Here is a 12321-nt window from a genome sequence, read left to right on the forward strand (position 1 = left end):
TTCCGCACGGTTCGGGTTTCTGCTGCCGGTTTGGGACATCGCTCCTCCGCAAACCGGCAGGGATTTCCCAAACGCGCAGGGAAACCACAAAGCGGCAGGGTTTCCGGTGGCTTGTGTCCCCGATTCCCCGGGAGGACTGAGGTTATTGCCGGACGGACTCAGCTGCCCTTAGAGCCCACACGTTGCCTGAATGTCGGCAATGGTGCTTTGCCACGCAAACATATCGAATCCCGAGGCGGCATCCGGGCTTTCCGCAGCGCTAATGGCCGTGCCCAAGGACAAAATGAACTCCTCCAACTGCACGTTCAAGCCCTCCGGCGCGGTGGCGGCGATGCTGCGGATCTGCATCGCCACTGTGCGGGCGCTCTCCGGTGGCGCATTGAATCCGTAGGTGCCCTCCTGGATTCTGACAAAATAGACGGCCTGGGAAAGCGGCGCTTTGCTCTCCGGTCCGGCGAGCTTGCGGCAGGATTCCTCCAACGGATCCTTCGCCGAGGCTACCGGGGTTACAGAAGGGGCGGCCGGGAAGGAATCCGACGGCGCTGCAGCGGGTAAGGCTTCTTCCGTTGCCGAACTGCACCCGGTCAGCAGCATCAGGGCAAGGGCCATGTTGGCAGCGGTTTTTCGCATAGGTTCCCCCGGGCTCCGTGGACAGTTGCCCCAGCCTAACCCAGAACCCTTAGGCCGGAGCTTGGACTCCAGCCGTGCGCTGCGCCGATTGGGACTGCAGTCGCTGATCGCGGAACGCGTTGCCTGAGGCACGATGCGGGTTCGCCTGCCCGGCATGTTTTCCGCACGGTTCAGATTTTTTCGCACTGTTTGGGCTTATCCGCACGGTTCAAACCATCCGAAATCCACCAAACCGTCGGAATTCACCAAACCGGTCGATTTTTCCCTCCGTGCGGGAGGGGAACGCAGCAAACGGCGGGCCCCGGGAAACCCAGGACCCGCCGCTGTGGTTCTACGCCGCTGTGGCTCTGCGCTGTTGCGGTTCTACGCCGCTGTGGCTGTGCGCCGTTGTGGCTGCACGCGGTGAAACCGATAACTACACGCGGTGAAACCGTACTAGCGGCTGCCGCCGGAGCTGCCCGAGCTGCCGGAGTCCGAACCCCCGGAACCCGAACCGCCTGAGCCGCCGGAGCCGGACCCGCCCGATGTGCCTCGCCGGATGTTGGTCTCGTCTACATCCGTATCGATTTGCTCCTTGCGGACCTCCTCGGAAATGCTCTCCGTATCCGTGACGGTCTCGGTCTCCAGCCGCACACGCTCCACCGGTTCGGTGTGCTTGGAGATCACAGGTTCCTCGGCATGCAGGGTGACCTCGTGCTCATCCTCGGTCAGCTCGGCACCGGAAAGGGCGTCACCCGCGTTGGCATCCGTGATGGGCTCACGCTCAATCCGGACCTCCTCGTGGCTGACCGGAACCTGCTGGGTCACCGTTTCCGTCACGATGTACTTGCGCAGCCGAGCCTTGCCCACGGAACGGTTTTCGGTGCCAACGTTCAGGCGCTCCTCGGACCGGGTCATGGCGTCATCGATGTTGGCTCCGGACCGGGACTGATCCGAAAGGTCTGACGTGCCCGCGCCACTCGAGGTGTCGGCAGTACGCTCGTCAGAGACCAGCCCGGCGTCCATGCCGCGACCCGACTCGGTCCCGCTGCCGGTTCCGCCGCCAACGCCAGTGCCGCTGCCAACGCCGGTTCCGCTGCCACTGCCGAAGCCGGTGTCACTGTCCGATCCGGAACCGCTGTCCGTCATGGTGTCGCGTCCACCCATGGTCCCGTCGTCGGCGGAAATCGTCTCCGTTTCAGTGATGGACTCGCTCGAACCGTCGTCGTAGGCGAACCCGTAGTACCGGTAGAGGGTCACTTCCTCTTCCGGACTGATGGAGCCGTCACTGTCGATGTGCGGCGCGTTCCTGACCTCTTCCTTGGAATACGGCACCAGGACGTCAACACCGTCAACGCTTGCTTCGGTGAGGGGAATGAACGTTTCCGACGTACCGAAAAGACCGGTGTTCACCGTGACCCAGGCCGGCTCGTCCGTTTGGTCATCCAGGTAGAACGTGCCGACCGAGCCGATCCTGTCACCGTTGGGGCCCAGCACATTGCCGGACCCGGCCATAAGCCCTTCGACCTGCTGATTCGTGATCATCGTGTTCTCCTCGCGACAGCGAATCCGCCGAGTCGGTTGACCGGCGGCGGTTCACCACAGACCGCAGGAGGGGGACGCTGGCTTGTCCACGTGCATCCCGGCGGCCAGTTGGTTTGGAAGGGACCTGGCAGATACCAAGCCCACTTACAATTCCAACCCGCTGCCGGGACCCCGTCAATAGGTACCGGCAGCCCGGAGAGCCAGAGTGCCCGTCCGGGGGACGGGCACTCTGCAGGACAGGCAGGACGGCACGGGCAACCGCACAAGCAACCAGGCACGGGCAACGGGGCGCGGGCAACCGCGCGGGCAGCCGGGCGCGGGCAACCGGGCACAGGCAGGAGGGGCGCAGACAGTCAGGCGACCCGCCCGCCCGGGAGAAGAAAGCCTATGCGTCCTTCAGCAGGCTGTCGCGGACCTGCCGGCGCAGCACCTTGCCGAGCATGGACTTGGGCAGCTCCTCGATGGCAAGGATCTTCCGCGGCACCTTGTAGGGGGTAAGCCGTTCCCGGCAGTAGGCGCGCAGGGCGGCCTCATCCAGTTCCGCACCTTCCTGGAGTACGACGGCGGCCACCACCTGCTCGCCTCCGTCGGCGCGGGGCAGTCCCACGACGGCGGCGTCGAGGATGAGCTGGTGGGTGCGCAGCACTTCCTCCACCTCCGTCGGGGAGACGTTGAACCCGCCGGTGATGATCAGTTCCTTGCGCCGGTCCACCACCTTCACAAACCCGTCCTCATCAACGGTGACGATGTCCCCTGTCCGCAGCCAGCCGCCGTCGAGCAGTACCTCTGCGCTGCCTTCGGGATTGTTCCAGTATCCGGCGAACACCTGGGGTCCGCGGATCAGCAGTTCGCCGGGGGTGCCGGGATCCACATCGTTCTCCGGAGCTTCCGGATCCACCACGCGCATCTCGGTGCTGGGGAACGGAACGCCGATGGTGCCGTTGCGCCGGGAAGGGGCAAAGGGGTTGCCCAGTGCCACGGGCGAGGATTCGGTCAGGCCGTAGCCCTCCACCAGCAGCCCGCCGGAAACCTCTTCCCAAAGCTGCACCGTGGCTGCCGGCAGGGTCATGGCGCCGGAAATGGCGTAGCGGATGGTGGAGAGGTCCACACCGCGCTTCTTGGACTCCAGCGCGGTCTTTTCATAGATGGGCGGCACGGCGCAGAAGACGGTGGGCTTGGACTTCTTCGCCGCGGTCATCACCAGATCCACATCGAACTTGGGGAAAAGCACCAGCCTCGAGCCGGTGAGCACGGAGAAGGTCAGGTACAGGGTGAGGCCGAAGGCGTGGAACATCGGCAGGACACCGTAGATGACTTCCTTGCCCTCCTGCGCTCCGTGCATCCAGGCCTTGCCCTGCAGGGCATTCGAGCGCAGGTTGAAGTGCGTGAGCATTACCCCCTTGGGCACACCGGTGGTGCCAGAGGTGTACTGCAGTGCCGCCAGGTCGGTGACCTTGGGGCGCGGATGGTCCTTCGCCAGCGGAGCGGTGTCCAGCAGCTCCTCCCAGGCCAGGGTGTTTTCCGTCTTCGCCGTCAGTCCCTGGCGGGTCCGGCGTACCGACGGCAGCGGCAGGGTCAGCGCCATCCGCTTCAGCCGCGGCATGGCCTTGGTGATGTTCACGGCCACGATGGTGTCCACAGCGACGTCGTCCGGGAAGTCCTGGACCTTCTCCACCACCTTGTCCCACACGATGGCGACCTTGGCACCGTGGTTTTCGAACTGGTGGCGCAGTTCCCGCTCGGTGTACAGCGGGTTGTGGCCGACGACGACGGCGCCCAGGCGGAGCACGGCGTAGAACGCAATGAGGTACTGCGGGCAGTTGGGCAGGATGACGGCTACGCGGTGGCCCTTGCGCACACCCAGGCGGCGCAGGCCTTCGGCGGCCCGGTTGATCCGGTCGCCCAGCTCCTTGTAAGTGGTCTCAGCGCCGAAGAATTCCAGTGCCACCTTGCTGCCGAAACGGTCCACCGCGTCTTCCATCATGGCGGTGAGGGATTCCGTGGGCAGGTCAATCTGCGCCGGAACACCGCTCTGATAGTTCTTCACCCACAGCGGTTCAGACACAGATTCGGCAGCAGCGGACATGGATAGGCTCCTTAGTTTGGCTAACAACGACTATATCGAGGCACCGCTTCCGGAGATAAAAAACGAGGCCGGGCCCACCCTGGTGCCCGCTTCCGGCGCAGATCACACCTGCTGTGGCGGAGAAGTGGCGCAGAAGTGGCGGAGAAGTGGCGCAGAAGCGCCGGGCTGGCGGCGCCGGGAGCCGGGCGGCTAGGCGTCCTGGCCGGCTAGGCGTCCTGGCCGGCTAGGCCGGCGAGGTACCTGGCCAGCGCCCGCGGCGCGGACCGGGGTGCCACCGCCTCAACGGCGGCGTTGTAGTTGGTGTTGGTGTTCACGTCATAGGTGAGCAGCCGGCCGTCGGCCGCTTCGATGAATTCGATGCCGCAGACCTCAATCCCGTTGCGCCGGGCGAAGTCCAGGTACTTGGCGATCACCGGCGAGTCGAAGTCCTCGCGCAGGCTGAACAGCTGGGTGTCTGCGTCGGGGGCGATGGTGGCCCCCGGGGGCATCACGGGCCGGCCGGTGACCGGGTCAATGGCGCAGGCGTCGGCCGGGCAAAGCTGGAAGCCGCCGCGGGCGGTATCCGCCCGGATCGCGTAAATGAACTCGCCGCCGACAATCTCCGCCCGGGTAATAAAGGGTTCGGCGGCAACAATGAATTCCTGGACCAGGGTGATGCCGTCCACAGGTTCCTCGAACTCCTCCGAGGCAACGTAATCCGCCAGCTCGCCGTGCGACTCGAACTTCCGCACCCCGAGGCCCTTGCCGCCCTGGTTGTGCTTGAGGATGAACGGGGCTTCAAATTCCTTCGCAGCCGCCAGGATCTGGTCGCGGCCCACCGCTGCCACGGTGCGCGGGGTGTCAATGCCCGCAGCGCGCAGCGCGGTCAGCTGGTCCACCTTGCTCATTTCCATCTCCAGCACGCGGCGGCCGTTCACCGTGCGTCGGCCGTGCGCCTCAAGCCAGGACAGCACGGAGCGGGCATAGTCCTTGGACAGCCCGTGGTCGCGGGTATGCGCGGAGGCACTGATCCGGGACCAGAAAATCCCTTCCGGCGGTACGGCGTCCAGGTCCAGCACCCCGTCGGTGAGCAGCCATTCCTCCACGTGGATCCCCTCTGCCTCGAAGGCGCGCGCAAAGGGCGGAAACCATTCGGGATTCTCATGCAGGGCATAAACCGTGGGGGTGCTCATGGGGTTCGCTTTCGCCGGTGTACTCGTTGGTCCTGACGCGTCCCGGTGGGGCGCACCGCCACCCTAGGCCCGCCGTCGTTCTCCCGCCAGCCCGTGTGACGCTGCACGACGGCGGGGGCGGGCGCCCGGAAGCGGCCTAGCGTCCCCTGCCGGCGAGTTTGGCTACCAGCGTCTGCGGCGCCAGCTTGCTCACGGCCGCCACTACCCGGTACCGCCTGGAGGGGATGGACATACCCTTCCCGGCAAAGGCATCGGCGAGCCCCTCACGCACCACCTGCTCAACCTGCAGCCACATCCACTTGGGGTAGACGCTCTTGTCCATCTGCATGCGCTGGTGGAACTCGGTGTGCACAAATCCCGGGCACACGGCGGTGACGGTGATGCCGCGGTCCTTGTAGTAGATGTTGGCCCAGCGGCTGAAGTTGATCAGCCACGCCTTGGCGGCACTGTAGGTCCCGCGCGGCAGCAGGCCGGCAAGGGAGGCCACGTTGATGATCCGGCCGCCGCCGCCCGCCTGCATGGCGTTCAGCGCCGCATGGCTGAGCTTCAACGGAGCCGTCACCAGCACATTGAGGTGGTCCACCTCGGCATCAAGGTCATTCCGGGCAAAGTCGTTCTTCAACCCGTAGCCGGCGTTGTTCACCAGGATCCGGACGTCGGGCTCCTGCACCCGCCGGGCCACGGCGGCCACGCCGTCCTCGGTGGAAAGGTCCGCCCCGATGTATTCCGTTTTTACCGAGTATTGCTCCGCGAGCCGTGCGGCGGCATCCGCCAGCCGCCCGGTGTCCCGGCCGGTGAGCACCAGGTTGTAGCCGCGTTCGGCCAGACGGCGGGCGAATTCCGCACCGATGCCGGAGGTTGCCCCTGTGATTACTGCTGTCTGCGTCATAGCCGCCACTTTGCTATGTCCCTGCAGCTTTGGCAACGCGGCAGGCTCCTTCCCGAACGGGCTTGCCGCCCTCCCGGCGCGGGCCTAGCGTGAAGAAAACACCACCTGCCGGAAATGGGCCCCATGCCGGAATCCGCCACCCCTCCAGGCCCCGTCCCCCCGCACGGATGGCGGGACCGCACCGATGCCGGCCGTCAGCTGGGCGCAGCGCTGACGGCCTATGCCGATGCACCCCAGCTGCTGGTGCTGGGCCTGCCCCGCGGCGGTGTGCCGGTGGCAGCGGAGGTGGCGGCCGCCCTGGACGCCCCGCTGGATGTGGTGGTGGTCCGCAAAATCGGATATGCGTTGCAGCCCGAGCTCGCCGCCGGGGCGGTCGCCGGGATAGCGGGAATCACCGGAGTGGTGCGGAACCATGACGTGCTTAGCTACTGGCGCAGCCGCAGCAGCCGGGCGGACACAATGTTTAAGGCTGCCGCCGAGGAAGAGCTGGCCGAAGTGCGGCGGCGGGAAGAGCTGTTCCGGCCCGGAACCCCGGTGCGGGCGGTGCCGGGGGCAACAGTGATCCTGGTGGATGACGGCCTGGCCACCGGCTCCACTATGCGCGCGGCGCTGGGGGTGGTCCGCCGGCTGGCCCCGGCCTGGCTGGTGGCTGCCGCCCCCGTGGCCTGCGGCAGCGCAGCGGACATCCCGGCGTCGCTGGCCGACGACGTCGTGGTGCCGTGGGCACACAGCGGACTGGACGCCGTCGGACTGGCCTATGACAGTTTTCCGGAGACCACGGACGCGGAGGTCCGGGCCTTTCTGGGGGTGGGCGGACCTCCGTGGCTGCAGTAACTCTGGCCGCTGGGAACGCGCACGGGCAGACTGTCCGCTTATGGAGACCCAGCAGAGCAGTGCACAGCCGCGTCCGAACTTCTCCGGTGCCGGGTATGTCGCCCTGGGCAGCTCCTACGCTGCCGGCCCGGGGCTGGGGATTCCGGTCCCCCGCTCAGCGCCCGGCGCCCGCCGCACCGACGCGAACTATCCCCACCGCCTGGCGTCCGCGCTGGACCTGATGCTCACCGACGTCACCAGTTCCGGGGCGGTCACTGCGGACATTCTCTACCGCCGGCAATACGGCCAACCGCCCCAGGCGGACGCGCTGACCCCGGACACGGACCTGGTCACCATCACTGTGGGCGGCAATGACATTGGCTACGTCATGGGTCTGGTGGCCGCCGGTTTGCCGCCCGGTCCGGCCCGGCTCGCCGGGCTGGCAGGCGGACTGCAGCGGCTCGGCACCGGGGGCCTGGACCGGCAGCTGGTTCTGCTCGAAGCCTCCCTCACCATGGTGGGCGAACTGGTCCGCCGGCGCGCGCCGCGGGCACGGGTCCTTTTTGTCCAGTACCTTCCCGTGCTGCCGCCGGACCCCGTGGTCCGTGTGCCGCGGATGAGTACCCGGCAGGCAGCGTCCGGGCGGAGGTTCTTTACGCATCTGGCCGGTGCAACGGCGCGTGCGGCCGCGGCTACCGGGGCAACTCTGGTTCCGGTAGCCGCTGCGGGTGCGGACCACCATGCCTGGTCCGATGACCCCTGGACCACCGCGGGCATCCGTCCGCGGCCGGGCGGCCCGCTGCCCTTTCACCCAAACACGGAAGGCATGGCGGCCGTGGCCGCAATGATCGGGGCTGAGCTGACGGGTTCCGGCGCCGCTCCCTAGAGAAGCAGGGCGTGCCCGGCGGATACTTGAGGCGGGTCCAGCCGGTCCGTGGGGGCAATCTCTCTGGAGGTCCTAAGCATGTCCGCATCAGGAAGCAGTTCATATCGTCAGGACAACGGGTTTGCATTGGACGCCCTGAATCTTGCCAGATCCGCCATCCGCGGGATCCGCATCGGGCTGGGAATCACCGGCCTGGTATCCGTAATTCTTGGCCTGCTGGTCCTTTTCTGGCCCGGAGCGACACTGGAGGTCCTCGCTTTTCTCTTTGGGCTCTATTTCCTGGTTGCCGGCATTATCCGTGTGCTGCTGGGCATCTTTACCGGAATCGGCGTCGGCCTGAAGATCCTGAACATTCTTGTAGGGCTGGCCCTGCTGGTGGTTGGCGTTATTGCCATCCGGAATCCGGCGGCAACCCTGACTGCGCTCGCACTGCTGCTGGGCATCGCCTGGATCGTGGAGGGCGTCATGAGCCTGGCCGAGTCCGACCGCGGGGGCTCGCGCTGGTTCGCCATTGTGCTGGGCATCCTCAGCATCCTCGCCGGAATTGCGGTGCTGATCCTGCCGCTGGGCTCCCTTGCCGTGCTGGTGATTTACGGCGGCATTTTCCTGATCGTCCTTGGCGCCCTCCAGCTGATTCGGGCATTTACCTTCGGCCGCGGGCTGCCGCGCACGGCATAGCCTGCCAGCCCCTGTCCCCGCGGTGCACACAGCATCCAGCGTTCTTACAGCAGACACCCAGCCGGTGTTAACACAGCGCTAACCTGCAGGCGCTGCCGCGCGTAACATCGGGCCGCCACCCTTGAGGGAGCGTCTCCGCCGCGGCTGCGGCGGGACTGCCGGTCAGTAATGGGGGCTGATCCATCCCTTGACCCGCCGGCTGCACCTGCCCTTCCCTGAATGCCTGGTCGGTGTTCCGGGGGGGGGCAGGTAAACAGCGGGCACCCGACCCGAACGGGAGTACCTCCATGGACTCTGGAAACACGGCCTGGCTGCTGGCCAGTTCCGCGCTGGTCTGTCTGATGATCCCCGGCATCGCTTTTTTCTACGGCGGCATGGTGGGTTCACGGCGAATCCTGAACATGATGATGATGTGCTTTGGCGGAGCCAGCCTGGTAGCCGTCCTCTGGGTGCTGTACGGCTATTCCGCGGCCTTCGGCAACTCGCTGGGCGGGGTAGGGCTGCTGGGAAACCCGCTGGAGTTCTTCGGACTGTCCGAACTGCTCACCGAGGATCCCGCGGCATCCATCCCGCTGGCACTATTCGCCGCCTTCCAACTGATGTTCGCGTGCGTCACCACGGCCCTGGTGGCCGGGTCCGCCGCCGGGCGGATGAAGTTCGGCGCGTGGATGGTCTTCGCCGGCCTCTGGGCCTCGCTGGTCTATTTCCCGGTAGCGCACTGGGTCTTCGCATTCGACAATGCCGACGGAACGGTGACCGGCGGCTGGATTGCCAACCAGCTGGGCGCCATCGACTTTGCCGGCGGCACCGCGGTGCATTTGAACGCCGGGGTTGCCGCCCTGGCGCTGGCCCTGGTCCTGGGCCGGAGCAAGGGCTGGCCGCACTCACACGGCCAGCCGCACAGCCGGCCGCTGATCCTCCTCGGAGCCAGCCTGCTGTGGATCGGCTGGTACGGGTTCAACGCCGGGTCCGCGCTGAGCGCCGGGCACTCGGCCGCCGTCGTTTTCCTGAATACCGCCGTGGCCGCTGCGGCCGGCCTGCTCGGCTGGGCGCTGATGGAACGTATGCGCCTGGGCCGCTCCTCCAGCCTCGGAGCGGCATCCGGACTGATTGCCGCCCTCGTGGCCATCACCCCGGCCTGCGGTGCCGTCAGCCCGCTGGGCGCCGTAGCCATTGGGGCAATTGCCGGGCTGGTCTGCTCGCTGGCCATTGAGCTGAAGTTCCGGCTGGGCTTTGACGATTCCCTGGACGTGGTGGGGGTCCACGCCGTCGGCGGCCTGCTGGGCACTCTGCTGATCGGCCTGTTCGCCACCGACGCGGCACCCAACGGGGTCAGCGGCCTGTTCTACGGCGGTGGTTTCTCGCTGCTGGGCATCCAGGCGCTGGCCTGCCTGGCGGTGCTGGTGTACTCGTTCGCGGTGACCTGGCTGATTGCCAAGGTGCTGCAGCTGACCATCGGGCTGCGCATCCCGGAGGAGAGCGAACTCAAGGGCATTGACCTGATCGCCCACTCCGAATCCGCCTACCGCAATGACGAAGAACCCGTGGAACTCGGCGCACCGGCCCGCTCCTAGCCTCCTCATAGGGCAGGCCGGTTCGCTGAAAGGAGGAACGGACGCACCCTTCACGGGTGCGTCCGTTCCGTTATCCCGGCTCAGAGATCGTCGTAAAGCCCCTCCTCCTGCGCCAGGTAGGTGTCCAGCAGCCGCCGGGAATGTTCGCCCGCGGCGCCCTCCTGTGCCAGCCCGTCCTTCATGGTTTGCGCCTGGGCAGCTCCGGCGGGGAAGGGCGGCAACAGCGGCACAGCCGGATCTGTCACGACTTCGATCAGGAACGGCCGCTTGGCGGCGAGCGCCACGTCCCAGGCCTCCCCCAGCAGTTCCGGGTCCTCCACCCGGATACTTTCCAGGCCCAGCAGTTTGGCGTATTCGGCGTATTTGAAGTCCGGCAGCGACTGGCTGTCCTCGAACCGCGGGTCCCCCTCCATCTCGCGCTGCTCCCAGGTCACCTCCGCCAGTTCGCGGTTATTCAGCACACACAGGACAAACCGCGGGTCCTCCCACTGCTGCCAGAGCCGGCTCAGGGTGATCAGCTCGCTCACGCCGGCCATCTGCATGGCACCGTCCCCGGAGAGCGCCACCACCGGACGGTCGGGAGCAGCAAGTTTCGCCGCCAGTCCGTACGGCACGGAGCAGCCCATGGACGCCAGGGTGCTGGAGAGGTGCGCCGGCACCCCTTCCGGCAGCTGGAGCTGCCGGGCGTACCAATAGACGGAACTGCCGACGTCGACCGCCACCTGCGCGTTGTCCGGCAGCCGCTTGTTCAGTTCCCAGACCACGCGTTCCGGGTTGACCGGGTCCGCGTCGGTCATGGCGCGGACCCGGGCCAGCTCGTGCCAGCGGCGTACGCTTGCCTCCACCTTGCCCCGCCAGGGTGTATCCGGCTTGGCCTCCAGCAGTGGAATGAGGGCATCCAGTGCGGGACCGGCGTCTGAGGTAATGCCCACCTCCACCGGGTACCGGTTGCCGATGGCCGAGGCATCCCGGTCAATCTGCACGGCCCGGGCCGATCCGGGCGTTGGATAGAACTCGGTCCAGGGGTCATTGGAGCCGATGATCAGCAGGGTGTCGCAGTTATCCAGCACGTAGCCTGCGGACGCGGTGCCCAGATGCCCCATGGTCCCCGCGGCCAGGGGCGCCGTTTCATCCACGTAGGGCTTGCCGAGCAGGCTGGTGGTGATACCCGCACCAATCTTCTCCGCCAGGGCATGGACCTGCGCCCGCGCGTGCCGGGCACCCTGGCCTACCAGCAGCGCCACCTTCTGCCCGGAATTGATCAGGTCTGCCGCGGCCTGCACATCAGCCTCGCCGGGCTGGGTGCGGGCGGGACGGAACACCGGGGCGGTGTTCAGGATGCCGTGTTCCTGTTCCAGCTCCGGGGCCGGGGCCTGCTGCACATCATGCGGAATGATCACGACGGCGGGTGTGCCGGTAGCGAGCGCCTTCTTGAAAGCCCGGTCCAGGACCAGCGGCACCTGTTCCGGGGAATTGACCTGCTGCCGGAAGGCCGAGGCCACGTCCCGGGTCAGGTTCATCAGGTCCACCTCCTGCATATAGGAGGACCCAAGCACGCTGCGGGACTGCTGGCCGACAATGGCGACCACGGGCACACCGTCCAGCCGTGCGTCATACAGTCCGTTGAGCAGGTGGATGGCTCCCGGGCCCTGCGTGGACATCACCACCCCCACTCCGCCGGTGTATTTGGCGTGCCCCACAGCCATAAAGGCGGCGTTTTCCTCGTGCCGGACCTGGATGAATTCGGGATCTCCGCTGCGGCGCATGGCGCCGAGCACGGTGTTGATCCCATCGCCGCTGTACCCGAAGACGCGCTGCACGTTCCAGGCTTTCAGGCGATCGACAATCACATCAGCAACAAGCCGTTCACTCATGTTTCGTCCTTCCGCGTTCCGTCCGGCCGGAGCCGCCCGGCGGCCGGATGCGCACATAGTCAGGGTGCTTATGGTGCTTTCCTTTCAACCTATCCCCTTCGCGGCGTCCACGCCTCACCCGCCCATGATGTCCGGCGTCCTGATCCCGTTCCGGCACCACCGCCGGCTCCCGTCCCCTGCCTTTCGGCGGACGCT

Annotated in this window: 10 protein-coding genes; 4 read left to right on the forward strand and 6 right to left on the reverse strand. The window is 66.7% G+C overall.

Going from position 1 to position 12321, the window contains the following annotated elements; translation table 11 throughout:
- Nucleotides 1-168: 168 nt before the first annotated feature.
- The 5 genes from MUK71_RS14535 to MUK71_RS14555 all read right to left on the reverse strand — a co-directional run bounded on the left by MUK71_RS14535 (nucleotide 169) and on the right by MUK71_RS14555 (nucleotide 6301).
- The gene (locus tag MUK71_RS14535; protein WP_227928446.1) at nucleotides 169-609 is read right to left on the reverse strand and encodes a hypothetical protein; all 441 of its coding nucleotides are present in this window, start codon (nucleotides 607-609) and stop codon (nucleotides 169-171) included.
- Nucleotides 610-1065: 456 nt separating this feature from the next.
- The gene (locus MUK71_RS14540; protein ID WP_227902794.1) at nucleotides 1066-2154 is read right to left on the reverse strand and encodes a YsnF/AvaK domain-containing protein; all 1089 of its coding nucleotides are present in this window, start codon (nucleotides 2152-2154) and stop codon (nucleotides 1066-1068) included.
- A 385-nt stretch (nucleotides 2155-2539) separates the two neighbouring features.
- Nucleotides 2540-4240: a long-chain-fatty-acid--CoA ligase gene (locus MUK71_RS14545; RefSeq protein ID WP_227902795.1), complete on the reverse strand. Its 1701-nt coding sequence runs from the start codon at nucleotides 4238-4240 to the stop codon at nucleotides 2540-2542.
- Between the two features lie 206 nt (nucleotides 4241-4446).
- The gene (locus tag MUK71_RS14550; RefSeq protein ID WP_227902797.1) at nucleotides 4447-5412 is read right to left on the reverse strand and encodes an ATP-grasp domain-containing protein; all 966 of its coding nucleotides are present in this window, start codon (nucleotides 5410-5412) and stop codon (nucleotides 4447-4449) included.
- A 136-nt stretch (nucleotides 5413-5548) separates the two neighbouring features.
- Nucleotides 5549-6301: an SDR family NAD(P)-dependent oxidoreductase gene (locus MUK71_RS14555; RefSeq protein WP_227928445.1), complete on the reverse strand. Its 753-nt coding sequence runs from the start codon at nucleotides 6299-6301 to the stop codon at nucleotides 5549-5551.
- A gap of 123 nt (nucleotides 6302-6424) precedes the next feature.
- Here MUK71_RS14555 and MUK71_RS14560 point away from each other — a divergent pair, with 123 nt between their 5' ends.
- From MUK71_RS14560 to MUK71_RS14575, 4 genes are all read left to right on the forward strand, one after another.
- The gene (locus MUK71_RS14560) at nucleotides 6425-7135 is read left to right on the forward strand and encodes a phosphoribosyltransferase (RefSeq protein WP_244802786.1); all 711 of its coding nucleotides are present in this window, start codon (nucleotides 6425-6427) and stop codon (nucleotides 7133-7135) included.
- A 40-nt stretch (nucleotides 7136-7175) separates the two neighbouring features.
- A complete protein-coding gene (locus tag MUK71_RS14565) occupies nucleotides 7176-8000 on the forward strand; it encodes an SGNH/GDSL hydrolase family protein (RefSeq protein ID WP_227928443.1) in 825 nt (274 codons plus the stop codon).
- A gap of 78 nt (nucleotides 8001-8078) precedes the next feature.
- A complete protein-coding gene (locus tag MUK71_RS14570) occupies nucleotides 8079-8678 on the forward strand; it encodes an HdeD family acid-resistance protein (RefSeq protein ID WP_227902801.1) in 600 nt (199 codons plus the stop codon).
- Between the two features lie 287 nt (nucleotides 8679-8965).
- Nucleotides 8966-10252, forward strand: a complete 1287-nt coding sequence (locus MUK71_RS14575; protein ID WP_227902802.1) for an ammonium transporter — start codon at nucleotides 8966-8968, stop codon at nucleotides 10250-10252.
- 80 nt (nucleotides 10253-10332) lie between these two features.
- Here the strand turns inward: MUK71_RS14575 and MUK71_RS14580 are convergent, their stop codons facing one another.
- A complete protein-coding gene (locus MUK71_RS14580) occupies nucleotides 10333-12126 on the reverse strand; it encodes a thiamine pyrophosphate-requiring protein (RefSeq protein ID WP_227928441.1) in 1794 nt (597 codons plus the stop codon).
- Nucleotides 12127-12321: the final 195 nt, after the last annotated feature.

Origin of the sequence: Arthrobacter zhangbolii, from assembly GCF_022869865.1 — a bacterium.
Classification (GTDB): domain Bacteria; phylum Actinomycetota; class Actinomycetes; order Actinomycetales; family Micrococcaceae; genus Arthrobacter_B; species Arthrobacter_B zhangbolii.

Excerpts from the sequence above, each read along its gene's own strand:
- MUK71_RS14540 (WP_227902794.1), bottom strand. The coding sequence starts at position 2,154 with ATGATCACGAATCAGCAGGTCGAAGGGCTTATGGCCGGGTCCGGCAAT.
- MUK71_RS14535 (WP_227928446.1), bottom strand. The coding sequence starts at position 609 with ATGGCCCTTGCCCTGATGCTGCTGACCGGGTGCAGTTCGGCAACGGAA.
- MUK71_RS14550 (WP_227902797.1), bottom strand. The coding sequence starts at position 5,412 with ATGAGCACCCCCACGGTTTATGCCCTGCATGAGAATCCCGAATGGTTT.
- MUK71_RS14545 (WP_227902795.1), bottom strand. The coding sequence starts at position 4,240 with ATGTCCGCTGCTGCCGAATCTGTGTCTGAACCGCTGTGGGTGAAGAAC.
- MUK71_RS14565 (WP_227928443.1), top strand. The coding sequence starts at position 7,176 with ATGGAGACCCAGCAGAGCAGTGCACAGCCGCGTCCGAACTTCTCCGGT.
- MUK71_RS14580 (WP_227928441.1), bottom strand. The coding sequence starts at position 12,126 with ATGAGTGAACGGCTTGTTGCTGATGTGATTGTCGATCGCCTGAAAGCC.
- MUK71_RS14560 (WP_244802786.1), top strand. The coding sequence starts at position 6,425 with ATGCCGGAATCCGCCACCCCTCCAGGCCCCGTCCCCCCGCACGGATGG.
- MUK71_RS14570 (WP_227902801.1), top strand. The coding sequence starts at position 8,079 with ATGTCCGCATCAGGAAGCAGTTCATATCGTCAGGACAACGGGTTTGCA.
- MUK71_RS14575 (WP_227902802.1), top strand. The coding sequence starts at position 8,966 with ATGGACTCTGGAAACACGGCCTGGCTGCTGGCCAGTTCCGCGCTGGTC.
- MUK71_RS14555 (WP_227928445.1), bottom strand. The coding sequence starts at position 6,301 with ATGACGCAGACAGCAGTAATCACAGGGGCAACCTCCGGCATCGGTGCG.